The 26088-nt window shown below is 55.5% G+C and carries 22 protein-coding genes; 9 read left to right on the top strand and 13 right to left on the bottom strand.

Annotated elements, in window-relative coordinates; genetic code table 11:
* Positions 1 to 1051: 1051 nt before the first annotated feature.
* The 7 genes from CSC3H3_RS16890 to CSC3H3_RS16920 all read left to right on the top strand — a co-directional run bounded on the left by CSC3H3_RS16890 (position 1052) and on the right by CSC3H3_RS16920 (position 7233).
* The gene (locus CSC3H3_RS16890) at positions 1052 to 1768 is read left to right on the top strand and encodes a FadR/GntR family transcriptional regulator (RefSeq protein ID WP_101266537.1); all 717 of its coding nucleotides are present in this window, start codon (positions 1052 to 1054) and stop codon (positions 1766 to 1768) included.
* A 55-nt stretch (positions 1769 to 1823) separates the two neighbouring features.
* Positions 1824 to 2810, top strand: a complete 987-nt coding sequence (locus tag CSC3H3_RS16895; RefSeq protein ID WP_215907519.1) for a Bug family tripartite tricarboxylate transporter substrate binding protein — start codon at positions 1824 to 1826, stop codon at positions 2808 to 2810.
* A 24-nt stretch (positions 2811 to 2834) separates the two neighbouring features.
* Positions 2835 to 3308 carry a tripartite tricarboxylate transporter TctB family protein gene (locus CSC3H3_RS16900; RefSeq protein ID WP_101266539.1) on the top strand — a complete coding sequence of 158 codons (474 nt, stop codon included), beginning with the start codon at positions 2835 to 2837 and terminating at the stop codon, positions 3306 to 3308.
* The gene (locus tag CSC3H3_RS16905; protein ID WP_101266541.1) at positions 3308 to 4813 is read left to right on the top strand and encodes a tripartite tricarboxylate transporter permease; all 1506 of its coding nucleotides are present in this window, start codon (positions 3308 to 3310) and stop codon (positions 4811 to 4813) included. Before CSC3H3_RS16900 ends, CSC3H3_RS16905 begins: the two co-directional genes overlap by 1 nt.
* A 46-nt stretch (positions 4814 to 4859) precedes the next feature.
* Positions 4860 to 5567, top strand: a complete 708-nt coding sequence (locus tag CSC3H3_RS16910) for an SDR family NAD(P)-dependent oxidoreductase (protein ID WP_101285590.1) — start codon at positions 4860 to 4862, stop codon at positions 5565 to 5567.
* A gap of 269 nt (positions 5568 to 5836) precedes the next feature.
* Entirely contained in the window at positions 5837 to 6529 is a 693-nt protein-coding gene (locus CSC3H3_RS16915; RefSeq protein WP_101285591.1) for an RraA family protein, read from the top strand.
* Positions 6530 to 6708: 179 nt separating this feature from the next.
* Positions 6709 to 7233, top strand: a complete 525-nt coding sequence (locus CSC3H3_RS16920; protein WP_101285592.1) for a 2,4'-dihydroxyacetophenone dioxygenase family protein — start codon at positions 6709 to 6711, stop codon at positions 7231 to 7233.
* Positions 7234 to 7395: 162 nt separating this feature from the next.
* On the opposite strand, the gene uvrC is transcribed toward CSC3H3_RS16920, so the two are convergent.
* From uvrC to CSC3H3_RS16940, 4 genes are all read right to left on the bottom strand, one after another.
* Complete coding sequence (gene uvrC / locus CSC3H3_RS16925; protein ID WP_101285593.1) at positions 7396 to 9312, bottom strand: excinuclease ABC subunit UvrC; 1917 nt, start codon at positions 9310 to 9312, stop codon at positions 7396 to 7398.
* A gap of 436 nt (positions 9313 to 9748) precedes the next feature.
* Positions 9749 to 10174 carry a dihydroneopterin aldolase gene (gene folB, locus CSC3H3_RS16930; RefSeq protein ID WP_101285594.1) on the bottom strand — a complete coding sequence of 142 codons (426 nt, stop codon included), beginning with the start codon at positions 10172 to 10174 and terminating at the stop codon, positions 9749 to 9751.
* 67 nt (positions 10175 to 10241) lie between these two features.
* Positions 10242 to 11012 (bottom strand): SDR family oxidoreductase, encoded by a 771-nt coding sequence (locus CSC3H3_RS16935; protein WP_101285595.1) that lies wholly within the window; start codon positions 11010 to 11012, stop codon positions 10242 to 10244.
* An 89-nt stretch (positions 11013 to 11101) separates the two neighbouring features.
* Positions 11102 to 12064 (bottom strand): calcium/sodium antiporter, encoded by a 963-nt coding sequence (locus CSC3H3_RS16940; protein WP_101286287.1) that lies wholly within the window; start codon positions 12062 to 12064, stop codon positions 11102 to 11104.
* 503 nt (positions 12065 to 12567) lie between these two features.
* Here CSC3H3_RS16940 and CSC3H3_RS16945 point away from each other — a divergent pair.
* Complete coding sequence (locus CSC3H3_RS16945) at positions 12568 to 14340, top strand: cation:proton antiporter domain-containing protein (RefSeq protein ID WP_101285596.1); 1773 nt, start codon at positions 12568 to 12570, stop codon at positions 14338 to 14340.
* Between the two features lie 185 nt (positions 14341 to 14525).
* Here CSC3H3_RS16945 and phoB read toward each other — a convergent pair whose 3' ends face one another.
* From phoB to CSC3H3_RS16975, 6 genes are all read right to left on the bottom strand, one after another.
* On the bottom strand, positions 14526 to 15224 hold the full coding sequence (gene phoB / locus CSC3H3_RS16950; protein ID WP_073955491.1) for a phosphate regulon transcriptional regulator PhoB: 699 nt from the start codon (positions 15222 to 15224) through the stop codon (positions 14526 to 14528).
* Positions 15225 to 15228: 4 nt separating this feature from the next.
* Positions 15229 to 15960, bottom strand: a complete 732-nt coding sequence (phoU, locus tag CSC3H3_RS16955; protein WP_101266553.1) for a phosphate signaling complex protein PhoU — start codon at positions 15958 to 15960, stop codon at positions 15229 to 15231.
* Between the two features lie 20 nt (positions 15961 to 15980).
* Positions 15981 to 16787, bottom strand: a complete 807-nt coding sequence (gene pstB, locus CSC3H3_RS16960) for a phosphate ABC transporter ATP-binding protein PstB (RefSeq protein WP_172963443.1) — start codon at positions 16785 to 16787, stop codon at positions 15981 to 15983.
* A gap of 1 nt (position 16788) precedes the next feature.
* On the bottom strand, positions 16789 to 18135 hold the full coding sequence (pstA, locus tag CSC3H3_RS16965; RefSeq protein ID WP_101285597.1) for a phosphate ABC transporter permease PstA: 1347 nt from the start codon (positions 18133 to 18135) through the stop codon (positions 16789 to 16791).
* Positions 18128 to 19507: a phosphate ABC transporter permease subunit PstC gene (pstC, locus tag CSC3H3_RS16970; RefSeq protein ID WP_101266557.1), complete on the bottom strand. Its 1380-nt coding sequence runs from the start codon at positions 19505 to 19507 to the stop codon at positions 18128 to 18130. Before pstC ends, pstA begins: the two co-directional genes overlap by 8 nt.
* A gap of 140 nt (positions 19508 to 19647) precedes the next feature.
* On the bottom strand, positions 19648 to 20679 hold the full coding sequence (locus tag CSC3H3_RS16975) for a PstS family phosphate ABC transporter substrate-binding protein (protein WP_101266716.1): 1032 nt from the start codon (positions 20677 to 20679) through the stop codon (positions 19648 to 19650).
* A gap of 610 nt (positions 20680 to 21289) precedes the next feature.
* On the opposite strand from CSC3H3_RS16975, the gene CSC3H3_RS16980 reads away from it, so the two are divergent.
* Positions 21290 to 21583, top strand: coding sequence for a hypothetical protein (locus tag CSC3H3_RS16980; RefSeq protein ID WP_101266718.1), 294 nt, complete (start codon positions 21290 to 21292; stop codon positions 21581 to 21583).
* Positions 21584 to 21713: 130 nt separating this feature from the next.
* Here CSC3H3_RS16980 and CSC3H3_RS16985 read toward each other — a convergent pair whose 3' ends face one another.
* The 3 genes from CSC3H3_RS16985 to CSC3H3_RS16995 all read right to left on the bottom strand — a co-directional run bounded on the left by CSC3H3_RS16985 (position 21714) and on the right by CSC3H3_RS16995 (position 26088).
* Positions 21714 to 23222 (bottom strand): heterodisulfide reductase-related iron-sulfur binding cluster, encoded by a 1509-nt coding sequence (locus tag CSC3H3_RS16985; protein WP_101285598.1) that lies wholly within the window; start codon positions 23220 to 23222, stop codon positions 21714 to 21716.
* On the bottom strand, positions 23223 to 24509 hold the full coding sequence (gene glcE / locus CSC3H3_RS16990; RefSeq protein ID WP_101285599.1) for a glycolate oxidase subunit GlcE: 1287 nt from the start codon (positions 24507 to 24509) through the stop codon (positions 23223 to 23225). It lies immediately after the preceding gene.
* A gap of 94 nt (positions 24510 to 24603) precedes the next feature.
* Complete coding sequence (locus CSC3H3_RS16995; RefSeq protein ID WP_101286288.1) at positions 24604 to 26088, bottom strand: FAD-linked oxidase C-terminal domain-containing protein; 1485 nt, start codon at positions 26086 to 26088, stop codon at positions 24604 to 24606.

Below are 26088 nucleotides of genomic sequence, written 5' to 3' on the forward strand. Positions count from 1 at the left end.
ATATAGGCAGGTAAAGGACGATGCCGGGTGATAGAAGGCAAACGCGGTGGATGTTCGGTGCTATCTGGTAACGTTGGGCGACGTTAAGAGACATTAACGGAAGTCAGGGCAAGGCGGGTGATGCTGATGCCATTTTGCCAGTGCGGGGAAGCGGGGCGAATCAGCAATCCCGATTTTGGGAATCGCGACCATGTGAGCGATGCGAAAACAAAATTGAGTGGATAAAACCTGTCAGGGCGGATTTACAGGACCGCGACTGACCGCGCTGGCATTCCCGGCAATTGCGGATTACAAGGGCACGCAAGCGGGCGGCCCTGCCCGTGGATCAGGCCGAACTGGGCGCGCAACGCCATTTTGCGCGCCGCATCAATTGCGGCAAAAGAATCCGCAGTGTTTTTGCCGGCCTGATTTTATCGTTCTGTTTTGAGAACGCACAGTTGCCACATTACCGGCTATGCCCTGCCCGCCCCAATCGTTAAGTTAGGTTCATACAGCAAGCCAATCTAACGAAACGAAGGAGGCTGCCCTTGAAAATACTTAGGAATGCAATGTGATAAAAACCCGGCGGTATGTGCCCATTTGCCGCCTTGGTTAAATTCCCCGCATTGCCCATTCCCTTAACGTTTTCTCTTTCCCTTTTGTCGTGGTCAACTTCCCCCCCCCCCGACCCCGTGACCACGGCAGATATAGCGGCCCCCTTCCCCGGGGGGCCGTTTTTCTTTTTGGGGTTGGTGCGAAGCTGCGCTAGCGTTCCGTTTTTAGGGCGAATGCCGCCCTGCTTGGCTGCCCGCCGCCACCGCATTTTTGTGTGCAGCGCAAAGCGCGGATATTTCCGCAAAATTTTTTCCCGCCAATTTTTATAATTATCCCTGCCCCTTTGCGCGTATTTCCCGGTCACAGTGCAACGCAGCATTGGTAGGACCTATTGACAGGTTGCCGAATTGCGGCATTATTCATCCTACCAATAACAATTAAAAGTTCTGCGCTATTGCGCTGAATTCATTAGGGCGGAAACATATCCCTGCCAATCAAACAGGGATAAGGAAATTCGATGAAAATAGCTGACCCCGCATGGAGATCCGGCGCATCGGTTGCGTGTGACAAAATTGGCCGTGCCATTGTTGCCGGCCGGTTCCCCGAACATACGCGCCTGCCCAAGGAAGCCGAACTGGCCGCCGAATTTGCCATTTCGCGCAACACCCTGCGCGAGGCAATGAAGGCACTGGCGGCCAAATCGCTGATCGAAATTGCCCCGCGCCGTGGCACGCTGGTTTTGCCGCGATCACGCTGGAATATCCTTGATCGCGATGTTGCCGAATGGGCCGCGCAGATTTTTATCAATGATCCCGGTTTCATGAATGAATTGCTGGCATTCCGCCGCCTTTTGGAACCTGCCGCCGCCGAGGCTGCCGCCCTGCACGCCACGCCTGACGAAGCAGCCGACATCCAGGCCGCCTATCAGGAAATGGAACGTGCCGTTGAAATCGACGAGCTGGAAGTTTGGGTGCATGTGGATATCGAATTCCACAAGGCGGTTTTCAGGGCATCCCATAACCGTTTCATCCAGTCGGTGGCCGATTCTGTCATCCATGCCCTGCGCACCAGTTTCCTGGCGGTTAGCAACCAGCCCAGCAGCTACGCCCAGAATTTGCAGAACCATAAAATTCTGGCCGATGCCATTGAACGCAAAGATTCCAAAGCCGCCAAACTGACCGCGGAAAAACTGATCGAAACCACCGCCGATGTGCAGCGGAAGATGCTTCGATAACCAGACGACCTGATACCAACCGCAAACAGGCAGCCGTCAGAGCTGCCGGTGCAAAATGACCAAACCAGTGGAGGAAATGATGAAAAAAGTTACGACCCTTGCCATTCTTGCAGCATCTGTTCTGGCAAGCAGCCCGGCCTTTGCCGAATATCCTGAACGCCCGATCACGCTGATCGTGCCTTGGTCCGCCGGTGGTGGCACCGATGCCGTCGGCCGCACCATTGCCGAAGGCCTGCAGGAAAAACTTGGCAAGCCGGTTAATGTGGTGAACCGCACCGGGGCGGGTGGCGTTGTTGGCCATACGGCCATGGCCGATGCCGATGCTGATGGCTACACCATCGGGCTGGCAACGGCTGAAATCACCACCTACAAATCAATGGGCACCTCGCAGATCACCTATCAGGACCTTACCCCAATCGGTCTTGTGAACTTCGATGCATCGGCATTCAACGTTGCCGCGGATAGCGACTGGGAAGATGTCAAATCCGCCCTGGCCGATATCAAAGCCAATCCCGGCAAATATAAAATGTCGGGCTTTCCGGTGGGCGCGGCCTATCACCTCGCCTTTTCGGGTTTCCTGAATGACAATGGCATTGACCCCAAATCGGTTCCGGTTGTGCCCAGCCAGGGTGCGGCACCGGGTTTCCAGGAACTGGCCGCTGGTGGCGTTGATATCGTGCCGTCATCCCTTCCCGAAGCCATCCCGATGCGCCAGGCCAAACGGGTAAAGACCCTGGCCGTTCTGTCGGACAAACGCCTTGATGCCTTCCCCGATGTTCCGACCGTGGAAGAAGCGATTGGCAAAAAGGCCGTTGGTGGCACCTGGCGCGGCATTGTAACGCCCAAGGGTGTGCCCGATGAAGTTGCCAAAAAGCTTGAAGCAGCCCTGAAAACGGTTGTTGAATCATCGGCCTATACCGATTTCATGAGCAAACGCGGCTTTGGCGTGAAATGGCTTCCGGCGGCAGATTTCGAGGAATTCATGAAAAACGCCGATGAAAGCAACGCTGCCGTGATCAAGAAACTTGGTCTTGGCGAATAATTTCCTGCCTGTTCGGAATTTGACATGAAAATCAACGATGCCCTTTTCGGGATCGTCTTTGTCATCGTGGCAAGCGCGATCCTGATCACGGTGCAATCGTTTCCGACCCTGCCGGACCAGCCCTATGGTCCGGCAACCTTCCCCACAATCATTGCCATCATCATGTTGCTGGGCGGCATTGCATTGTGCATTTCCGGGTATCGGGAACGGGCACACCAACCCCTGATCCAGATTGCTGCCATCATGAAAACCCGCGACGGCCTTGTGCGCATGGCCTCGGTGCCGGTCTTCATGGTGCTTTACATCCTGCTAAGCAAACCTGTCGGCTTTCCCATTGTCGTGCCGGTTCTGCTTGCTGCCTTCCTGACCATCACCACACGCAAATGGCTGTTATCGGTTGTCATTGCCGTGGCGACCACTGCGGCACTGTGGCTGTTTTTCGTCGATTTCCTGATGGTTTCCCTGCCGCTCGGTATCCTGACAAAGGTGATTTACTGATGGATGTTTTTTATTCCGCGCTAGAGCAGGTATTTCGCCCCGATGTGTTGCTGATCATTCTGGGATCATCGATTTACGGCATTGTCATTGGTGCCATTCCCGGCCTGACGGCAACGATGGGCACGGCACTGCTGGTGCCGATCACGTTTTTCATGGACCCGATCCCCGCGATTGGGGCCATCGTTTCGGCCACGACCATGGCGATTTTTGCCGGTGACATTCCCGGTGCGCTTTTGCGTATTCCCGGTACCCCGGCATCGGCGGCCTATACCGACGAAGCCTATCAGATGCGCGAAAAGGGGCTGGTTGAGCTGGCCCTTGGCACCAATGTGATCTGTTCCATGATCGGCGGGCTGGTTGGTGTGCTGGTTCTGGTACTGGCTGCACCGCAAATTGCCGAATTTTCCCTGATGTTTTCCAGCTATGAATATTTCTGGCTGGCCGTTCTGGGCCTTTCCTGCGCGATCATGGTGTCACGCGGTTCGGCGATTAAAAGCACATTGTCACTGACCATCGGCTTGATGCTGTCGATGATCGGGATCGATGTGGTGATGGGCATCAAACGTTTTACCTTTGGTGATACCGAACTGGTGGGCGGCATTTCCATTATTCCCACCCTGATCGGCATGTTCGCCATTACCGAAATTTTGCGCAAAATTGGCGAATTGCGTGAATTGCCCCCCGTACCGCCGGTGCATGTATCGCGCATGATGTCGGGCGTTGGATCATCGATCTGGAAATATAAGGGCGGGATTACCCGGTCATCCCTGCTGGGCACCATGATTGGCGCACTGCCCGGTGCCGGGGCCGATATTGCCGCCTGGGTTTCCTATGCGGTATCCAAAAAGTTTTCCAAAACACCGGAAAAATACGGCACCGGCCATATCGAAGGCATTGTTTCGGCATCCAGCGCCAATAACGCCGCCCTGTCGGGTGCCTATGTGCCGACACTGGTTTTTGGCATTCCCGGCGATACCATTACCGCCATTCTGATTGGTGTTTTGCTGATGAAGGGCATTACACCGGGACCAATGGTGTTTGTCATGGATGCCGGGCTGGTGAATGCCATTTTCATGGTGTTTGTGCTGGCCAATATCATCATGGTGCCCATCGGCATTGGGGCGGTTTTGATGTCGCGCCATGTGCTGGGCATTCCGCAAGCCATCCTGTTTCCCATCATCCTGCTGTTTTGCGTGATCGGTGCCTATGCCGCAAACAATACCCTGTTTGATGTGTGGGTGATGCTGGTGGTGGGGCTTGTCGCCTATGTGCTTGAGGAAAACGATTTCCCGCTGGCCCCCATGATCCTGGCGCTGATTTTGGGACCATTGATTGAAGAAAACTTCATGAAATCCATGATCAAGGCCGATGGCAACCTGCTGGACTTTTTCAGCCGGCCGGTCAGCGGCACGCTGGGGGTTGTGACACTGGCAATCTGGGCGGTGCTGATCGTGATGTCGCTGCGTAATCGCCATCGCAAGCAAACCGCCGATATCCCGGCATAACAACGCATTTGCATAAATTTGCGGCCCCGGCCGCACCGAGGTTTGAATGACTAGAACAATCGTTATCATTGGCGGCTCCAGCGGGATTGGCCATGCCATTGCGTGTGGCTTTACCCGCCAGGAAAACAGCCACGTTATTGCAACCGGTATCGAGGCATCGGCCCCCGAAGGCTTTGCCGGTGACCTGCTGGAATTCCAGTCGCTTGATGTTGGTAACACCGCTGCCGTAAAGGCCTTTTTCTCGACCCTTGACCGGCTTGATGTGCTGGTGAATTGCGCCGGTATCATCCGCCGCAATGGCGAGGAATTTACTGCCAGCGGCTTTGAACAGGTGATTGATATCAACCTCAATGGCACCCTGCGCTGCTGCGAGGCGGCAAAACCGCTTCTGGCACGCAATGGCGGCTGCATTATCAATACTGCCTCGATGCTGACCTTTTTTGGCAGTGCGTTTTCCCCGGCCTATTCGGCATCCAAAGGCGGCATCGGGCAATTGACCCGTTCGCTTGCCAGTGCCTGGGCCAGCGAAAATATCCGCGTTAATGCCATTGCACCGGGCTGGATCAAAACCGACCTGACCGCCGCCCTTGAGAAAAACACCGAACGCAGTGCGCAAATCATTGCCCGCACTCCGATGCAACGCTGGGGCAACCCCGATGATCTGGTGGGACCGGCATTGTTTCTGGCATCTGATGCGGCCGGTTTTGTAACCGGCGCACTTTTACCTGTTGATGGCGGCTATAGCGCCAACTAGGCCCGCCAAAACCATAAACCAGCGTGTTGGTGACACGGCCCGTAAAAACACAGGCTTTGCCACCTTCACCACACCGACCATCGCCCAAACATGACTGGCCCGCGCCCGATATCGACCGGCGACCGGACCTTGGTTGCGAAAACGCATTATGGCCTGACACCAACCGCGATCGTGATCCGGCCCTGGTCTGGTTTTCGGCTCCGGTCCCTGCCTCAGCTTCGGCCCGGATCAAGATCCGCGCCTGCCAGCACCTTTTGAAAGGACACAGCATGACCGAATTTGAAAATGACAGCGCCCTTTTTACCACCCTGAAAACCGAGCTTTTCACCGCTGTAATCGGTGATGTGCTTGACCAGATGGGCCTGACCCGTCAGTTCCTGCCCGCTGAAATTGCCCCACTGGTGCCGGGCACCAAAATTGCCGGGCGGGCAATGCCCGTGCTGGAGGCCGACATTTTCGATAACGGCCATCCGGCTTCCAACGGCCCGCTTGCCAACAAGCCCTTTGGCCTGATGCTTGAGGCACTGGATGATTTGCGGGAAAACGAAATCTATATCGCCACCGGTGCGTCGCTTCGCTATGCGCTGTGGGGGGAGCTTATGTCCACCCGCGCCCTGCATTTAAAGGCAGCCGGTGCCATTCTTGATGGCTATGTTCGTGATGCACAGGGCATTCGCGATTTGGGCTTTCCTGCCTTTTGCCGGGGCATTTACGCCCAGGACCAGGGACCGCGCGGCAAGGTGATTGATTTTCGCTGCACCATTGAAATTGGTGGTGTGAAGATTGCACCGGGTACGCTTTTGTTTGGTGATGAAGAAGGCGTTCTTGCCATCCCGCGTGAGGCCGAGGCCGAAGCCATTACCCGCGCCCTGGAAAAAGTGAAAAGCGAAAACATCGTTGCCGATGCCATCAAAGGCGGCATGAGCGCGACCGATGCCTTCGCCACCTATGGCGTTATGTAACCAGCAATGCCCTAACGCCCTATCCCCCTGGTGCCACCAAAGCCACCACACCCGACCCGGCGGAACAGGGCGCATACAGAAATACCCGGCTTGCAGGCACGCCCACAACACGGGGCATCAGGCACAACGACAAAGCCCGCCTGCAAACCGCACAGGACAGGACCAAGGAGAAAACAGAAATGACAGATACCAGCCAGGATCAGGCCCGCATGCCCTATCAATTGGCCATGCCCGCCGAAGCCGGACGTGACATTGTCGTGGAACATGCCATCCCGCAGGATGACCGCATCTGGGTGCCGCAGGCAGAAAATGTATGGTTCCGCCCGCTTTGCCTGAATGCCAGCCAGGGATACTGGGTGAACCTGTTAAAGGTGCGCAAATCAGGCGTGCTGAGCCGCCATCGCCACCCCAACCCGGTGCATGGCATGGTCCTGAAGGGCCGCTGGCATTATCTGGAACATGACTGGGTCGCCAATGAAGGCGGATATGTTTATGAACCGCCGGGAGAAACCCACACCCTGGTCGTGCCCGATGATGTCGAAGAAATGATCACGATGTTTCAGGTAAATGGCGTGATGTATTATGTCGACCCGTGGGGAAAACATATGGGTTATGAAGACGTTTTTACCAAAATCGACATGTGCCGCGCCCACTACACCAAAATCGGCCTTGGTGCCGGTTATGTGGATCAGTTTATTCGCTAACTCAGGCAAACGGCCGTAATCAGCGACTAACATCTGTTGCCATTGACGATGGCTGAGGGAACAGGTGGTTATTCAAAAATGTATCAGGCAGCGCATTTAAATGGCTGCCTGATATAAATTTGAAATAGGGAGGCAACGCCGCGCACTGCGCCGATGATCGCCTTAAGTATCACCATGGAAATGGTCATAGATCTTTTTGGCGATACCCGCACTGATGCCATCGACCGCTTCCAGATCGGCAAGGCCGGCATCGGCGACGCCACGGGCGGAACCAAAATGATGCAGCAACGCCTTTTTGCGTGCGCCACCAATGCCCGGCACGGCATCAAGCACGCTTTTGCCGATCTGTTTTGACCGTTTGGCGCGGTGCGTACCAATGGCCCAGCGATGGGCCTCATCGCGCAGGCGCTGAATGAAATAAAGAACCGGGTCCTTCTGATCAAGGCGCACGGGTTCCTTGCCGGGGATATGCAGCACTTCCTTGCCCGCATTTCGGTCCACCCCCTTGGCGACACCAACCAGCATCACATCATCAATGCCCTGATCTTCCAGCACCTGCATCGCGACACCAAGTTGACCCAAACCACCGTCGATCAGGCACAGGTCCGGCCAACTGCCATTTTCACGATCGGGGTCTTCCTTTTGCGCACGGGCAAAGCGGCGGGTCAGCACCTCGCGCATCATGGCAAAGTCATCGCCCGGGGCGATATCGCCCTTGATGTTGAATTTGCGATAGGCATTTTTCATAAAGCCTTCCGGCCCGGCCACAATCATGCCACCGACCATATTCGTCCCCTGAATATGGCTGTTATCGTAAACTTCAATGCGTTCTGGCGGACTATCAAGGTCCAGCTTGTCGGCCAGGCCATCCAGCAGCTTGCGCTGGGATGCGCTTTCGGCCATGCGGCGACCCAATGCTTCGCGTGCGTTGGTCAGGGCATGTTCGACCAGCTTGCGCTTGCCGCCGCGCTGGGGCACCAGCAATTCCACCTTGTGGCCGTTATTGATGGCCAGGGCTTCTTCAACCAGTTTCTGGCCTTCGATTTCGTGGCTTAACAGCACCTGGCGCGGGGCGGGTTTATTGGCATAAAACTGCCCGACAAAGGCCGATAGAATTTCCGGTATTTCGGCGGATTGTTCGTGCCTTGGAAAATAGGACCGGTTGCCATAGTTCGAGCCGCTGCGGAAAAAGAATACCTGCACACAGCTTTGCCCGCCTTCATGATGCAGGGAAATGACGTCGGCTTCTTCCAGCCCCTCAAGGTTGATGTCCTGATGCGACTGAATTTGCGACAGCGCGCGAATACGGTCGCGATACATCGCTGCCTTTTCAAATTCCATCTGTTCGGAGGCATCAAGCATGCTGGCTTCGAGCTGCTTGAGGATGGCCTTGCTGCGCCCCGACAGGAAATCACGGCAGATATCAACCAGCCCGTCATATTCGGGTTTGGAGATGCGGTCCACACACGGGCCGGAACAGCGTTTGATTTGATACAGCAGACACGGACGCGAGCGGTTGGAAAAAACAGCATCGGTGCAGGAACGCAGCAAAAAGGCCCGCTGCAAATGATTGATGGTGTTGTTCACCGCCCAGGCCGAGGCAAAAGGCCCAAAACAGCTGCCATCCTTTGCCCGCGCCCCGCGATGTTTCACAATACGCGGATAACCGTGATCCTCGGTGATCAGGATATAGGGAAAGCTTTTGTCATCGCGCAGCAGGATGTTGTAGCGCGGCTTAAGCTTCTTGATCAGGTTTGACTCAAGCAGCAGGGCTTCGGCTTCGGTGTGGGTGGTGATGATTTCCATGCGCACCGCTTGCGCCACCATGCGGGCAATACGCAGGGGCAGACGGGCAATATGGGTATAGCTGGTCACCCGTTTTTTCAGGTTCTTGGCCTTGCCGACATAAAGGACCCGATCCTTTTCGTCGATCATGCGATAGACGCCCGGAGACCCTGGCATGGTCTTTAACGCATGTTTGATGGCTGCCACCCCGCGACCGGCTTTTCCGTCATGAAGATCGTCGAGCGACAGGTCAATATCGCGCGGTGTGGAAGATGGCGTTGCCGGGGAAGTCATCAATACGTCCTGAATTGTACAAAAACCGAGCAAAAGCAGCCCAAAGGCGAGTTTTTCTATACGATGGTTTAGCCGAATCTGATTAGAAAATTACAGTACCGGGAGGGAATCGCCCCCCGGGAAAAGTTTCCACCAAGCCTGTGGATAAGTATGTGGGTAATAGGGGGGCTGAACTCTAGAGCCGTTGAGAGTCTTAACGTTCTATGAATTGCCCATATTTTAGGCATAATTACTAAGTTATTGAAATAATTCAGAAAAAATACTGTCAACCTGAAAACATTCCGTAATCTTACCGTAAAATATCTTTTTTCCTCTTTGTTTTTGTCGCCAAGAATGCTTGTGAATAATTGGCCCAAACGATTCGCCCTTAGGGAATCACAGATTCGCCATCATCATGGGCATCACATCGAAATTTATACACTTCAAATCGCGCCAATCAGCGCGCGAGATTAAAGCGTTCGATTTCGACCCCGACCGCGCCGACATCTTCAAAAACATCGAGCTTTTCTACCCGGACGCACACCTTGCGAACCCGGCGATCGGTCAGACACATGGCCGCGATGTTTTCGCTTAAGGTTTCCACAAGGTTCACATGGCCGTCTGCACAAATTGCGCGCACGCCTTTGACCAGTTCCTCGTAACAAAGCACACTATCAAGGTCGTCATTCTTGGGGCCTTCGCCTTCGACCACCGAAAGATCCAGATTGATGCGCACCCGTTGCGGGGCTTCTTTTTCAAAATCGTAAACACCGATCGAGGTGTTGATCACCATGTCGCGCACAAAGACGCGCCGCAAGCTGCCTGCCTGATCGGCATAAGGCAGGGTGGTAATATTATCGTCCTGTTTCAGACCTGCGGTCATTATGGGTATCCTTCGTGCTGCGCGGGAGGGGACAACTGGCATCAACCACCAGCTATCGGTGGTCGGATCATTCGACAGGCAATTCGTTCCTGTCGCAGGGGGCCCAATTCATATGTTGTCCACCATCAAGGGCTAACATTTGCCCCGTGACGGCAGGTGCTGCAAGGAAAAACCGTATCGTGTCGCAAATCTGCTGCGGGGACGTCCCAATCCCCAACGGTGTTTTACGGCACTGGGCGTCGAAATCTTCCTGGCTTTGGCGCACACTGGGCAATACCGGGCCCGGGCCAATGGCATTAACGCGAATGCGCGGTGCCAGGCCCAACGACAGGGTTTGCGTCAATGTCCAAAGCCCCGCCTTGGACAGGGTATAGGTGGTGAAATGCGGCGTCAGGTTCCAGACCCGCTGATCAATGATATTCACAATCAGCCCGGAACGGTCATCGGGAAGCTGGCGGGCGAAATCCTGTGACAGGACAAAAGGTGCCCGCAAATTGACTTCCATATGAAAATCCCAGCTTTCGCGGGTTGCAGTTTTCACATCGTCATATTCAAAGGTCGAGGCATTGTTCACCAGAAGCCCGACAGGCCCCAGGGCCAGTGTTGCCTGGTCCATGATACCGGCTGTTTCGGTTTCGCTGGCAAGGTCGGCGCAAACCACATGGCATTTGCGGCCCAGATCGCGAATTTCGCCTGCCAGTTCATCGGCCGCCTCGCGCGAGCGATTGCAATGCAGGACAATGTCATAGCCCTGCCCCGCCAGATCAAGCGCGACAACACGGCCGATCCGTTTGGCGGCCCCGGTTATCAGGGCGGTTTTGGGCATATTTTCCGTCATGCTGTGACCATCCGTTTCCTGCCAAATCCCGTAAAGCTTGCCAATCCGGCCCAAAGACCAGGGCGCACGGTGATTTTCGTTTTTAACATTTATCCTGCAAACAGCGTACCGACATAGGCCGCATAGGCCGCCATGAATACGGCACCGGTAATACGGCCAATGCGCTGTGCACTATAGGCCACCACCAGCAGTGCCACCGTCACACCCAGCATGATCCACATATCGGACTGTGCGATTTGGGCGGGCACGGCAATGGGCGAAATGATCGAAACACCGCCAATAATAACCAGCAGGTTCAAAAGATTTGACCCCACCACATTGCCCAGCGCCACGTCGGAATGCCCGCGGAATGCCGCAACCATCGATGCCGCCAGTTCCGGAAGCGATGTACCAAAGGCGACCAGCGTCAAACCGATAACGGCTTCGGAAACCCCGAATTCACGGGCAACCGTGACACCACCATCCACCAGCAGGTCCGCCCCGAAGGTCAGCCCGACAATGCCAATAACGGTGGCGATGATCGGTTTGAACCAGCCACTGGGGACTTCGCCAACTTCATCGGCTTCGTCTTCATGCAGCGAGCTGGCATCGCCCGGGCTTTTTTTGTCATGCTTGTAGGTGAAATACCAGATCGCGATCAGCACCGCCAACATCACCGCACCGGCCCAGCGTTCGATCACACCACACATGCAAAGGCCAATAAACAGCACAGTGCCAAGCAGCATCGCCCCGCCGTCGCGGATTGTGGTGGTGCGGCTGGCGGCAATTGGTTTTAACACGGCGACAGCGCCCAGGATCAGCAGGATATTGGCAATATTGGAGCCAACCACGTTACCCATTGCAATGTCGCCCGACCCGGCCAGGGCTGCATTCAGCGACACGACAAATTCAGGTGCCGATGTGCCCGCGGCAACAATTGTCAGCCCGACAATGACCTTGGAAATCCCCATGAGCAGGGCAAGGCCCACCGCGCCCCGCACCATGAATTCGCCCCCGGCCGTCAAAAGAACAAGTCCGCCAACGATTTGCAAATAGGGTATAAGCTGTTCCAAAACCGGTCCGCCATTTATCATTAAAAAAATTGCGCCCTGTTTACCGGGCGCTGCCGCGCAAGATGGCATTGCCACCCCGCAAACGCAAGCAATCTCCCCCCAGATAACGGCACAAAGACCGGCTTGAACAGGGGCATATTTTGGCGTTGTTACCTAAAACACAGCCTGCTGTCGCGCGATGTGCCAATAGATATGTGTATCGCCCCAAAGCACAATGGCAATTGGGCGGGTCATGTGTTTCTCCTGCCAGAAACGGGTGCGGAATTTCTTGTTACCCCCGGCATCCAAAAATCCGAAAGGTTCACTGCCAGCCCACAACGGCACCGCCACCAGCCATCGATTTTGATCAATTCGCCCTGCCCGATTTTCGCTGCCCTCACCGTCGCCATCGGCAAATCCATATCCCAGATTTACATCGTTTTTTCATTGCATTGCGCTATGGTAAGAATAACCGGGAACGTTTGGTGACTGGCCTGAAATTCAACGCCCCTGGATAATTATTCATGCCCCATAGCAATGTGCTGTTCGAGCTGTTCCTGATTTTAAGTGCTGCGGTGATTGCAGTGCCTATTGCCCAGCGCCTGCGTGCCAATTCCATCATTGGTTTTTTGATTGGCGGGCTGGTGATCGGGCCGTTCGGGCTGGGGCTTATTCCCAGCAACAGGGACATTTCCACCGTTGCCGAACTGGGCGTTGTTTTCCTGCTTTTCATGATCGGGCTGGAACTGTCGCGTGAACGGTTGCGCGTGATTGGCGGTAAATTTGCCGCCCTTGGTGTTTTGCAAATTATTGTCACGCTGGGCATCGGTTTTGTCGCGCTGATGACGATTGATCTGCCACTGCCAAGTGCGCTGGTGATTGCCGGCGCGCTGGCTTTGTCATCGACCGCGATTATCCTCAAACAGCTTTCCGATGAACGCCAGCTTCACACCCGGTTTGGCCGCGCAGCCCTTGCGGTTTTGCTGTTGCAGGACGTGGCGGTTGGCCCGTTCCTGATTATGGTGCAGGCCGCAGGCAACACCACCAGCACCACCAGCCCCTGGGTCAGCATCCTGGCCGGAGTTGGGGCGGTTGCGGTGTTATTGCTGGCCGGGCGATATTTATTGCGCCCGATGTTTCGCGCCATTGCCGCCCTGCATAACCCCGAACTGTTTGCCATTGGCACCCTGTTTGCCGTGCTGGCGGCCAGTACGCTTACGGAAATGGCCGGGCTTTCCATGGCGCTGGGTGCGTTTATTGCCGGTGTGATGTTGGCCGAAACCGAATTTCGCCACCAGATCGAAGCAGACATTGCCCCGTTTCGTGGGGTGTTTCTGTCGCTGTTTTTTATGTCGGTGGGCATGTCGGTCGATATCGGGGTGGTGTACCACCACGCGATTACGGTGGTTATGGGCGTGGTTGCCCTTCTATTGATAAAGGCGGCGATCCTGTTTGTGCTGTCGCTGGCAACCCGGTTTGACCGGGCGGTTTCGATCCGCATTGCGATGGGGCTGGCCGGTGGCGGCGAATTTGCCTTTGTGATGTTTACACTGGCCGCCCAAAACGGTGCCATTACCCCCGAACTTGCCGCCATTCTGGTGCCGATTGTTGCCATTTCCATGGCCGTAACACCCAGCCTGATCAGCCTGGGCAAAAAGCTGGAAGATATCCTGCATCCGCGTGAAACCGACCAGCTTGGCGATATTGAAGCCCATACCGAAGGTGTGGAACACCATGTGCTGATTATCGGCTGCGGGCGTGTTGGCCGGGTGCTGGCACGGTTGTTAAGAACCCGCAACATTCCCTTTATCGTTCTGGAATCCGACGCCCAACAGGTGGCTCGCGGCCGGGCCGAAGGATTGCCGGTTTATTTCGCCGATGGTTCCAGGCCGGAAAGTTTCCGGGCAGCCCACACAGAACAGGCCCATGTTGCCGCCGTTGCCATGGGTTCGCCGCATGAAACCGAAAAAACCGTGGCATTGCTGCGCCAGCATTACCCACATCTGAAGATTTTCGCCCGCGCACAGGATATTTCCCATATTGGTGCCCTGTCGCGCAGCGGTGCCAATGCTGCCATCCCCGAAGTGCTGGAAACGGGTTTGCGCCTGTCGGACCATGTGCTGTCAGCCTGTGATGTACCGCAGGATGAAATTGATGCTGAAATTGCCAAATTCCGCCGGGCGGACATGCTGCTGATGAATGAACTGGCCCCGCGGTCGTCAGGACATTCATCCGCCTCCGCAACGAAAACGGCCCCTGTGGGCACCAAAGGCACCGGGGCCGGTAACAAAGCGTAGATGCTGGGCCGAGAACCAAGGCCCATGAACAGCAGCCAGTGTCATTTGCCTGACAACATACATCGCGGCGCTGAATATCAACTTGCCAGCAGAAATAAAACAAGGCCCTGCCAATGTGACAGGGCCTTGTATTTTCAGTGTAAATTGCGAAATTCTGTCACAATTACGATAAATAAAAAGGCCGATCAGGCAGCCGCGTCATCATCCAGGGCATAACCGGCCGCGCGAACGGTGCGGATAACGTCCTTGGTGCCTTTGACATCGTTCAGGGCTTTGCGCAGACGACGGATATGCACATCCACCGTGCGGGTTTCGACATAGATATTCGGCCCCCAAACAGCGTTAAGTAACTGTTCGCGCGAGAAAACCCGGCCCGGATGCTCCAGGAAATAACGCAGAAGACGAAATTCCGTCGGCCCGAGATGGATGGGTTTACCGCTGCGATTGACGCGATGCGCAGCCAGATCCATTTCGATATCGGAATAGATCAACTGCCCCTGTGGTTGCGCCGGGCCGGAGCGGCGCAAAAGCGCACGGATACGGGCCAGCAATTCGCCAATGGCAAAGGGTTTGGTCACGTAATCGTCGGCCCCGGTATCGAGGCCGCGAATACGGTCGCCTTCTTCACCACGCGCGGTCACCATGATCACCGGCAAATCGCGGCTTTCAGGTTTACGGCGGATCTGACGGCATACTTCGATCCCGGACATGACCGGCAGCATCCAGTCCAGAAGGACCAGATCAACATGGGTTTCAGCCATGATTTTCAGGGCTTCGTCCCCGTCACCGGCTTCGACAACATTCATGCCTTCCCGTTCGAGGTTGTAGCGCAGCATCGTGACGATGGCGGCTTCATCCTCGACAATAAGAACCGTAGGATCCATCCTGTTATTCCCCTGCCTCGTTGGGTTCAATCACAGCGAAATTGGCAGCATCATTTTTGGGACGGCCATCAACCGGCAGATCTTCACCCTTGATGCGGTAATAGATCGTTTCGGCAATGTTGGTGGCATGGTCACCGATGCGTTCAATGTTTTTGGCAATGAACAAAAGATGGGTCGATGCGGTAATATTGCGCGGGTCTTCCATCATGTAGGTCAGCAATTCGCGGAACAGCGAATTGTACATATCGTCGACTTCCTGGTCGCGGGCCCAAACGCGCTGTGCTTTTTCAGCATCGTTTTCGATATAGGCGTCCAGAACGTCCTTGATGATTTCCTGTGCCAGACGGGCCATGTTCGGAATGACCTGAACCGGGCGGATCGGCGGGATCTGGTTTAGAACCTGGGCACGTTTGGCGATGTTTTTAGCAAGGTCGCCAATACGTTCAAGATCGTTTGACAGCTTGAGCGCGGTCACAACCTGGCGCAGGTCATCGGCCATCGGCTGGCGCAGTGCCAGAACGCGAACGGCGAAATCCTGAACTTCCTGTTCAAGTTTGTCGATGCGCAGGTCGGAAACAATGACCTGTTCAGCCAGTTCGGAATCACGCTTGGAAATCGCGCGGATCGCCGAAATCAGCTGGCTTTCGGCCAGGCCGCCCATCTGGGAAATGATATTGTTCAACCGGGTCAGTTCATCATCGAATGAACTGACAATATGGCTTTCTTCTTTTCTCATCGAATTACCTCCTGCCCGGCTTAGCCGAAGCGACCAGTGATGTAACCCTTGGTCCGTTCGTCTCGCGGGTTGGTAAAGATTTGGTCCGTTTCGCCGACTTCCACCAGTTTACCCAGGTGGAAAAAAGCCGTGCGCTGCGACACACGCGCGGCCTGCTGCATGGAGTGAGTGACGATGACAATTGTGTAGTTCGAACGCAGCTCGTCGATCAGTTCTTCGACCTTGGCGGTCGCGATCGGGTCAAGCGCGGAACAGGGTTCATCCATCAAAATGACTTCAGGGCTGACAGCAACCGCACGCGCAATGCAAAGGCGCTGCTGCTGACCGCCGGAAAGACCGGTTGCCGGTGAGGAAAGACGGTCTTTAACTTCTTTAAGCAGGCCGGCTTTTTCCAGCGAGGTCATGACGATTTCGTCAAGTTCGTCGCGGGAATTGACCAGACCATGAATACGCGGGCCATAGGCCACGTTATCAAAAATCGATTTCGGGAAGGGGTTCGGTTTCTGGAACACCATGCCGATACGGGCGCGAAGCTGCACAACGTCGATCGATTTATCGTAAATATCGCGGTCATCAAGGGTGACCTTGCCATTGATGGTCACGCCATCGATGGTGTCGTTCATGCGGTTCAGGCAACGCAGGAACGTGGATTTACCACAGCCCGACGGGCCGATCAGGGCGGTGACTTCGCGTTCGACAACATCAAGATCGACATTATAAAGCGCCTGGGCATCACCGTAGAACAGGTTCAGTTCGCGGGCCGCCATTTTGGACTTGCCGCGCGTGTGCGGTGCGTTTGTCATTGCGTCAGCAGTTACAACAGCCATTTTACCACTTCCGTTCAAATTTCTTGCGCAGGAACACGGCCAACCCGTTCATCAGGATCAGGAAAGCCAGCAATACCATGATCGCCGCAGAGGTTTTTTCAACAAAGGCGCGTTCGGGGCTGTCTGCCCACAGATAGATCTGCACCGGAAGAACCGTTGCCGCATCCATCGCACTGCCCGGAATATCAACAATAAAGGCCACCATGCCGATCATCAGCAGCGGTGCCGTTTCACCCAGTGCCTGGGCCATACCAATGATGGTCCCGGTCAGGATGCCCGGCATTGCCAGCGGCAGCACATGATGGCTGACCGTTTGCACCGGCGATGCCCCAAGGCCCAAAGCAGCCTGACGAATGGACGGCGGTACAGCCTTGATCGCCGCGCGTGCGGCAATGATGATGGTCGGCAATGTCATCAGGGCCAGGGTCAGACCACCGACAACCGGGGCCGAACGCGGCAGATGCATTACATTGAGGTAAAGCTCCAGCCCCAGCAGACCAAACACGATGGACGGAACAGCCGCCAGATTGTTGATATTGACTTCAATAACCTGGGTCAGGCGGTTTTTCGGGGCGAATTCCTCAAGGTAGATGGCCGCAGCCACACCAATCGGGAAGGACAGAACCAGCGTAACGATCAGCGTATAGAACGACCCCACGGCCGCCCCCCAGATACCGGCAAGTTCCGGTTCGCGGGAGTCACCATTGGTGAAGAAGCGGGTATGGAAACGTTTTTCAATCGCGCCACTATCGGTCAGCGACTGGAACCAGCCGATCTGGTCGTCATCAAGACGGCGGCTGGCTTCGCTGGTTTCGGCACTGATATAGCCCTTGTTGAGCATGTCGAAATCATCACCGGCAATCAGCCAGACCTTGCGGGTCTGCCCGATCAGCGACGGATTATCGAGCACGCGTTCACGCAGGTCATAGGATGCACCGCTTGAAACGATGTCATAAAGCTTGCGCTTTTCCGACCGCGAGGTGACTTCAGGGAAGCGTGCACGCAGGGCATCCTTGATCAGGCCATCAAAATTGGCGCGGCCGATTACTGCCGGGTCGCGGGTCGCGTCCGGGTCAATCGTAGCCGGGTCAAAGGTGATTTCGATTTGGACAAAGGTCTGCACAAAGGCGCTATAGCCCTTGGAGACAATCGAATAACCCAGCATGACCAGGGCAGCGAGTGCCAGCATGATCGCGGCAAGACCATAGGCCTTGAAGCGGCGTTCGGCGGCATAACGCTTTTTGATATTGCGGGCGATGTGGGCGCTGTCCCAGTCAACCGGCTTGCGCAGGTTGGCAGCATCGGAACCAGCGGCGCGATCTTCCATCAAGGATGCCATATCAGTCATATTTCTCGCGATACTTCTGCACAACCTTCAGGGCGAACACGTTCAGGCCCAGGGTCACTAGGAAAAGAACCAGACCAAGAGCGAAGGCCGACAGGGTTTTTGCACTGTCAAATTCCTGGTCACCCACAAGCAGGGTCACAATCTGGACGGTCACGGTGGTTACGGCCTGCAGGGGGTTTGCCGTCAGATTGGCGGCAAGACCGGCAGCCATCACCACGATCATGGTTTCACCAATTGCACGCGACACCGCCAGCAGGATGGCGCCAACGATACCGGGCAGTGCAGCCGGGAAAATAACCAGGCGAATGGTTTCGGATTTGGTTGCCCCAAGACCGTAGGAGCCATCGCGCAATGCCTGGGGCACCTGCGACATCACGTCATCCGACAGCGAGGATACGAACGGGATGATCATAATCCCCATGACCAGACCGGCCGCCAGCGCACTTTCCGAACTGACACTGAGGCCCAGAACCGCACCGCTATCGCGCAGGAAGGGAGCGACCGTCAATGCGGCGAAGAAACCGTAAACGACCGTCGGCACACCAGCGAGGACTTCGAGTGCCGGTTTGGCCCAGGCCCGGAAGCGGGGTGATGCATATTCACCCATATAAATCGCCGAAAACAGGCCGACAGGCACGGCCACCAGCATAGCGATAAAGGTGATCAGCAGGGTCCCGGCGAAAAGCGGGATCATGCCGAAGGCGCCGTCCGATGCCACCTGGTCGGCACGGATCGCGGTTTGCGGGCTCCATTCCAGACCAAAGAGAAATTCAATCGGGCTGATCTTGCTAAAGAAATGCAGGGCTTCAAACAGCAGCGAGAAAACAATGCCAACCGTTGAAAGAATGGCAATCGCCGAACAACCGATCATTAAATAGCGAACGGTGCGTTCGACATTGTTGCGTGCGCGCATATCCGCAAGGATGCGGCGATAGGAAAAACCAAGACCCAGCAGCGCAACAGCCAGCAGCACAACAATCAGTGCCGTATTGGAAATGGAATGGAGCACAGCCAGACGCTGACCGGCTTCAATGACTTCCGGGGCCACATCAAGATGATGGCCATTATCGGCAGCGATCAGCGAGATGGCATTAAGTGCCAGCGACAATTTGCCCGGATCGGAGGTAATTTCCACGGGCAGGTCACTGATCACAAGTGCCTCGGTCACAGGGCCCTGCAACGCATACCAGACAATCAGCAATGCCAGTGCCGGCAGGCCACACCAAAGGGCAGTGTAAGTGCCATAATGGATCGGCAGTGAATGCAGATTGCTAAACCGGCCGCCAGAAAGTGCAATAGCCCTCTTGCGTCCGAAGACGAAAGAGAGCGCACACAGCAGCGCAATCGCCAGCAACAAGAAAGTCAGAGACATTATGTTATTCCATTTGCCTGAAGGAACCCGGTACCGGATAGGCGTTCCCAGTGCTAGTGGGGCAAAATAGTCAAAAATACAATTCTTAAACGAAAGAAACCGGTGGCAACCCGCAGGGCTGCCACCGGCTCAATATCAGATTACATGCTGAGCGGGGTCAGGTTTTTCGCAGCTTCGCGAACCTGTTCACGCTCCGATGCTTCCATCGGGATCAGACCGCGATCTGCCAGGTAACCTTCGTCACCCCAGGCTTTGTCGGCGGTGAACTGTGCGATGTATTCTTCCATGCCAGGAATGGTGCCAACGTGGGCATTCTTGACGTAAAAATACAGCGAACGCGAAACCGGGTAGGAAGCGTCAGCAATGGCTTCGAAGGTCGGCTCAACGCCGCCGATTTTCGAACCGTGCAGTTTGTCGCCGTTCTGGTCGAGGAACGAGAAGCCGAAGATGCCCAGGGCAACCGGGTTGGCTTCGAGTTTCTGAACGATCAGGTTGTCGTTTTCGCCAGCTTCGACATAGGCACCGTCTTCACGGACACCGGCGCAAACAGCTTTGTGCTTGGCTTTATCGCTGTCTTTAAGGGCAGCAATTGCCGGGAATTCGTTGCAGGCTTCTTCGAGTACCAGCTCGGTGAAGGCATCACGGGTACCGGAGGTCGGGGGCGGCCCGAGAACTTCGATCTTTTCATCCGGAAGGGACGGATCGATTTCTTTCCAGTTTTTGTACGGGTTTTCGATCAGCTCGCTGCCGTCTTTGGACGGAACGATTTTGGCCAGTGCCAGGAAGATCTGTTCTTTGCTCAGCTCGAACTGCGGAGCTTCTTTGGAGTTGGCAAGAACGATGCCGTCATAACCGATTTTAACTTCGGTGATGGCTTCAACGCCGTTTTTGGCGCAGGTTTCAACTTCGGACTTTTTAATGCGGCGCGAAGCATTGGTGATGTCGGGGTTCTGTTCCCCAACGCCAGCACAGAACAGCTTCAAGCCACCGCCTGAACCGGTCGATTCAATAACCGGTGTTTTGAAAGAAGTGGTCTTGCCGAATTCTTCCGCGACAGCGGTTGCGAACGGAAACACGGTGGACGAACCAACGATACGAATCTGATCGCGCGCATGTGCGGCGCCGGTCAAGGCAACGCTCGCGAGTGCTGCAATAGCGAGTGTCTTCTTCATGTAAATCCCCATTTGTGTCGTTCCCGTCTTGGGAACTGTGCAACGATCTGCGAGGCGGACTTTACAGTTATGCTTTTACCGTATTGCGTCAGTTTTGTGAAGGTTATGTTACAGTGACTCAAACCCACAAAAACAGCCAAATAATACAATCAATTCAATAGGATAATTTAAGACACAAATGCGCGAAAAACCGGATTTTCCGGCATTCCATGATCAAATGAACAGCTACGTGTCATCAAATGTTACAGTGTCATTCCTCAACTTCAGGGTCAGCAGGAACCATGAGTCGTTCCTTTTATGGTTTCGCAAACAAAGAATAATGGCTGGACGCAACGGCACCCCGTCTTCCCGGCCCCGCTGCGACCTAAAACCACTATGCGGACAACCACAAATCCGCCCTGGCGGGGATTGCAGGCAAATTCGCAAGGCGGCCTCTTTTAGCGCAGGTGAAAAGTCCCCAATTCAGGTATATATGGTGTCGCAAAGCAATGCGGTGCGGAGCACATGCGCAGGGGTGCGCAGGGCAGAAGCAAAAGACCCGATAATAAAACAAATCAAACAGGGGATAACGGCAGGCCACAACGGCCACCGCGTGATGGGGAGAATGAAGGTGAATTCGCAAATTGATGCGTTAAAGGCCAGCCTGGACAAGCTATCGGGCGAGATGGGTGAAATGTCGCAAATGGCAGCCCAGCATTTTGATGAACTGCATGATGCGGTAAACAATGTCGCCAGCCATACCCTGGCGATGGAAGCCATTATTGCGGCGATGCTGGCCAATATCGAGATTGACCAGCAGGCCGTTACCAACTGGATCCGGGCAAAAACGGCCGAGTTTTCATCGCCCGAACATGGCGAATCCGCCGCCGAAACCATCGCCCGCGATTTTCTGGCAAATAATTAGGGTTAACCGCCCTCTTATATATATGGTGCATAACAGTGGTGATGGCGGCCGGGCAGCGGACCGACACCGCATTGCCCTAGCCAGCTCAATCAATACCCTCCCCTGGGCCTGAACGCAGGAAGCTTCCCCGTTACCCATGACCAGCCAGCTTTGACGGACATGGACCGCCCGTAGCCCAGTCGAGAAGCTGGACGGTGTGAATAACCTTCAGATCATTTGTTTCCAGTTGGATCATGCAGCCAATGTTGCCCGTTGCCACGATATCGGGGCGGGTATTGCGGATATTTCCCTGCTTTCTATCACGAAGCTGGGTGGAGATTTCGGGCTGTAACAGGTTATAGACACCTGCCGAACCACAACATAAATGCCCCTCGGCAATTTCAAGCACATCAAACCCGGCCTTGCGCAGCAATTCGCGCGGCGGATGAATGATTTTTTGCCCATGCTGCATCGAACAGGCGGAATGATAGGCCACCCGCAGCTTGCGATCATCAAACGGGTCAATGCTACTGGCATCAGTCGCCTTGGTGTTTGCAGACGCAACTGACGAAACAGCCTGCCCCCGCCCTTCGGATACAGAGGCGGGCGCAGGCGATGGCGCAGGTGACGGCCCGGTTTTCGGTGCAGAAAAAGCGGACCAGCCGGCATGGTGCGCAAGCGATGCCAAACCATAATCACCGCGCGCAGTAACAGGCGAGACGATATCTGCTGGCAGGTCGATCCGGGCGAGATATTCGGTAATGTCGCAGGCAAGACCTGCAATCTGGCGGGCCTTTGCCGCCCACTGGCTATCCTGGGCCAGCATGGTGCCGTAATCCTTGACCGTGGTGCCACAGCCCGACGCGGTAATCACAATGGCATCGAGGCCTTCGCCACCGGATTGTTTTAATTCAGCATGCCAGGCGGCGATATTGGCGATGGCCTGTGCATGGGACTGGTCTTCGCGGCCCATATGATGCACCAGCGAGCCACAACACCCGGCCCCCTTGGCGACAACAATTTCTATCCCCAGCCGGGTCAGCAGCCTGACCGTGGCTTCGTTGATATCGGTTTCAAGCACCTGCTGGGCGCAGCCGGTCAAAATGGCAACCCGGCCTTTGCGTTCTCCCTTTGCCGGAATGACCTGGGGCCGGTCCACCCAACTGGGCGGCGGCAACGGGCGCGCGCCCATTTTTACCATGCCTCGCAAACGCCCCGGCAACAGCCCCGCAAAGGGTGCCGCCAGTTTCGCCCCCAGCAGGGAAACACGAAATAACGACGGGCGCGGCACCACCCAGGCCAGAAGTTTGCGTAACCAGCGATCCCCGAACGGGCGCAGATAGGTTTTTTCAATATGGGCGCGGGCATGATCGATCAGGTGCATGTAATCCACACCCGATGGGCAGGTCGTCATACAGGACAGGCAGGAAAGGCAACGGTCCAGATGGCGCACAACACGTTCATTGGCCGGTTTGTCATTTTCCAGCATATCCTTGATCAGGTAAATGCGGCCACGCGGGCTGTCGAGCTCGTCCCCCAGGGTAACAAAGGTCGGGCACGTCGCCGTGCAAAACCCGCAATGGACGCATTTGCGCAAAATCTGTTCGGACTGGGCAATGGCCGGGTCGGCAAGCTGCCGGGCTGTAAAACCTGTTTGCATTTACGCCCCCGCCTTCATATCGGCCAAAACACTCGCCCCCGGTGAAAGCGGCGCCATACGCCCGGGGTTGAGAATACCGAACGGATCAAAATTTTCGGAAATTTTATGGTTAATTCGCGAAATTTCAGGCGAAACCGGATGAAAAATGGGAAAATCCCGTCGCATATCCTCTGGCGCACGTATCAGCGTGGCATTACCGCCCGCCTGCCCGGCAATTTCGCGAATATGCGATGCCAACGATATATCGCAATGCACATATCGCACCCAGATAAGCCCACCGGCCCAATCGAGCATAAAATCAACCTCGCCCGCCCCGACCAGCGCCCGCAAGGCAGTAACAACCGCCGCCCCCGATGCCGGTGGCACGGATAGACGCCATAAAATGCCAGCGTTCCCCTGCATCGGGGTTACATCGGCAATGGCCTGCCACAGTGACAGGCTGTCCGCCATTGGCAAAATGGCATTGGGGCCAATATCGCCCAGCAGCCGCGCCAGTGCCTCTGCCCGCCAGATGACGGATTGTTCAGGCCCTTCCAGTCGCAGGGCAACAGCGTTTTGCGCAGATGCGGCAATTTCCTGTGCGGCACCATCATGAATACACGCCGAACATAGCGATGCTGGCACCCAGGCCGCGCCGGAAACTTCGTTTTCGCTGCCCATTGCCAATGTCATCGCACGCCCGGCAAATGAGACATCATCACAGGGGATAATAACGGTGCGGGTGGTTTCGGGCCGGGGCATCGCCTTCAGGGTTATGGTATGCATCACCGCCAATGTGCCGAAAGACCCGGCCATCAATTTGGAAAGATCAAAGCCGGTCACGTTTTTCATCACCCGGCCACCTGATTTAAAGTCCTCCGCCCGGCCACTTATGGCCTCGAACCCCAAAACATGATCGCGCGCCGCACCGGATTTTAACCGCCGTGGGCCGGAAAGGTTACAGGCCACAAGCCCGCCCAATGTCCCGGAATGCGAAGTCATCCCATCACCCAGTAATAATGGAAAATCACCCGGCTCAAACTGGAATTGCTGGTTTTTATCGGCCAGCAGTGCTGCAATTTCGGCAATGGGCGTGCCCGCATGGGCAGAAATGACCAGTTCTTCGGGCTGGTAAAACAAAATGCCGGTCAGCTTTGACAGGTCCAGCACATGCGATGCCGCAACCGTATGGCCATAGGCACGCTTGCTGCCCTGACCGATAATTTCAAGCGGCACTTTATCCGCAACGGCCCAGGCAATGGCATCGCGCAATTGCGACGAACTGGTCGGGGTGATTGTTTCAGCCATGGCGGCTTCCTCTCCTGAGACGCGATGCCGGTTTTGCGGGAACCTGGCACGGCGTTTTTAGCGTTTATTATGCGTTGTTCCGGCTTTTTGCCGGTTAAAAGCGGGGAATATCGGGAAATTTGGCCGCAATAGCCCGCGCATGCAGGGTTTTAAGCTCTCCACAGCCATGAAGAACGGGAAAAACCTTGCCGGGGTTCAGCAACTGGTCTTCGTCAAAGGCCAGTTTCAGGCGTTCCTGATGCTTTAAATCATCTTCGGTAAACATTTCCGGCATCAGGTCGCGTTTTTCAATGCCAATGCCATGTTCACCCGACAGGCAGCCACCAACCTCGACACACAATTTCAAAATATCGGCACCAAAGGCCTCTGCCCGTTCCAACTCGCCGGGCTGGTTAGCGTCAAACATGATCAATGGGTGCAAATTGCCATCACCGGCATGAAAAACATTGGCGACCCGCAAGCCATGCCGTTGTGAAAACACCTGCATTCCCGTCAGCACATCTGAAAGACGGCCACGCGGAATGGTGCCGTCCATGCATATATAGTCTGGCGAAATGCGGCCAATGGCGGGAAAGGCGTTTTTCCGGCCCGACCAGAACAGGGCGCGTTCTTCTTCGCTTTCGGAAATGCGCGAATAAACAGCACCGCATTTTTGCGCGATATTGCCAACCCGGTCGATCAAATGGTCAACCTCGATTACCGGGCCATCAAGTTCGACCAGCAATAGCGATTCCACATCCAGCGGATAGCCCGCATGGACAAAATCCTCGGTCGCGCGGATGGCGGGCGCGTCCATCATTTCAAGCCCACCGGGGATAATGCCGCTGGCAATGATTTTTGCCACACAATCCCCGCCGGATTGATTATCGGGAAAGCCCAGCAGCATGGCGCGCGCGGTTTCGGGTTTGCGCAAAATGCGCACGGTAATTTCGGTAACAATCCCCAAAAGCCCTTCGGACCCGGTGATAATGCCCATCAGGTCATATCCCGGTGTATCAAGGCCCTTGCCGCCCAGGCGCAAAATGTCCCCTTCGATGGTGACCATTTCAATGCCCAGCACATTATTGGTGGTAAGCCCGTATTTAAGGCAATGCACCCCGCCAGAATTTTCGGCGATATTGCCGCCAATGGAACAGGCGATCTGGCTTGACGGGTCCGGGGCATAATAAAAACCACGATGTTCGACTGCGCGTGTAATGCCCAGATTTGTCACACCGGGCTGAACGACACAGGCCCGATTATCCCAGTCGATATCGAGCACGCGGTTGAATTTCATCATGCTGATGGTGATGGCATCGGCCATGGGCAGGGCACCGCCCGAAAGACCGGTGCCCGCCCCGCGTGGTACCACGCGAATTTTGTTTTCATGGCAATATTTCAAAATTGCCGCGACCTGCCTGGTATTGTCGGGCAGCACCACAATCATCGGCAACTGGCGATAGGCCATAAGCCCATCGCATTCATAAGGCCTGAGCGCATCTTCCTCGGCAATGACCGCACCGGATGCGGGCACTATGGCCCGCATCGCTGCGATGATTTCCTTGCGCCGGGCAAGAACGGACTGGTCCGGCTCAGGCAT

Source organism: Thalassospira marina (assembly GCF_002844375.1).
GTDB lineage: Bacteria > Pseudomonadota > Alphaproteobacteria > Rhodospirillales > Thalassospiraceae > Thalassospira > Thalassospira marina.

What these genes read in the sequence shown, in the direction of transcription:
- CSC3H3_RS16890 (WP_101266537.1), top strand. Translation starts at nt 1,052, where the DNA reads ATGAAAATAGCTGACCCCGCATGGAGATCCGGCGCATCGGTTGCGTGT.
- pstA (WP_101285597.1), bottom strand. Translation starts at nt 18,135, where the DNA reads ATGACTGATATGGCATCCTTGATGGAAGATCGCGCCGCTGGTTCCGAT.
- CSC3H3_RS16915 (WP_101285591.1), top strand. Translation starts at nt 5,837, where the DNA reads ATGACCGAATTTGAAAATGACAGCGCCCTTTTTACCACCCTGAAAACC.
- phoB (WP_073955491.1), bottom strand. Translation starts at nt 15,224, where the DNA reads ATGGATCCTACGGTTCTTATTGTCGAGGATGAAGCCGCCATCGTCACG.
- CSC3H3_RS16910 (WP_101285590.1), top strand. Translation starts at nt 4,860, where the DNA reads ATGACTAGAACAATCGTTATCATTGGCGGCTCCAGCGGGATTGGCCAT.
- CSC3H3_RS16995 (WP_101286288.1), bottom strand. Translation starts at nt 26,088, where the DNA reads ATGCCTGAGCCGGACCAGTCCGTTCTTGCCCGGCGCAAGGAAATCATC.
- CSC3H3_RS16945 (WP_101285596.1), top strand. Translation starts at nt 12,568, where the DNA reads ATGCCCCATAGCAATGTGCTGTTCGAGCTGTTCCTGATTTTAAGTGCT.
- CSC3H3_RS16900 (WP_101266539.1), top strand. Translation starts at nt 2,835, where the DNA reads ATGAAAATCAACGATGCCCTTTTCGGGATCGTCTTTGTCATCGTGGCA.
- uvrC (WP_101285593.1), bottom strand. Translation starts at nt 9,312, where the DNA reads ATGACTTCCCCGGCAACGCCATCTTCCACACCGCGCGATATTGACCTG.
- pstC (WP_101266557.1), bottom strand. Translation starts at nt 19,507, where the DNA reads ATGTCTCTGACTTTCTTGTTGCTGGCGATTGCGCTGCTGTGTGCGCTC.
- CSC3H3_RS16935 (WP_101285595.1), bottom strand. Translation starts at nt 11,012, where the DNA reads ATGACGGAAAATATGCCCAAAACCGCCCTGATAACCGGGGCCGCCAAA.
- CSC3H3_RS16975 (WP_101266716.1), bottom strand. Translation starts at nt 20,679, where the DNA reads ATGAAGAAGACACTCGCTATTGCAGCACTCGCGAGCGTTGCCTTGACC.
- folB (WP_101285594.1), bottom strand. Translation starts at nt 10,174, where the DNA reads ATGACCGCAGGTCTGAAACAGGACGATAATATTACCACCCTGCCTTAT.
- CSC3H3_RS16905 (WP_101266541.1), top strand. Translation starts at nt 3,308, where the DNA reads ATGGATGTTTTTTATTCCGCGCTAGAGCAGGTATTTCGCCCCGATGTG.
- CSC3H3_RS16985 (WP_101285598.1), bottom strand. Translation starts at nt 23,222, where the DNA reads ATGCAAACAGGTTTTACAGCCCGGCAGCTTGCCGACCCGGCCATTGCC.
- CSC3H3_RS16895 (WP_215907519.1), top strand. Translation starts at nt 1,824, where the DNA reads ATGACCAAACCAGTGGAGGAAATGATGAAAAAAGTTACGACCCTTGCC.
- phoU (WP_101266553.1), bottom strand. Translation starts at nt 15,960, where the DNA reads ATGAGAAAAGAAGAAAGCCATATTGTCAGTTCATTCGATGATGAACTG.
- CSC3H3_RS16920 (WP_101285592.1), top strand. Translation starts at nt 6,709, where the DNA reads ATGACAGATACCAGCCAGGATCAGGCCCGCATGCCCTATCAATTGGCC.
- glcE (WP_101285599.1), bottom strand. Translation starts at nt 24,509, where the DNA reads ATGGCTGAAACAATCACCCCGACCAGTTCGTCGCAATTGCGCGATGCC.
- pstB (WP_172963443.1), bottom strand. Translation starts at nt 16,787, where the DNA reads ATGGCTGTTGTAACTGCTGACGCAATGACAAACGCACCGCACACGCGC.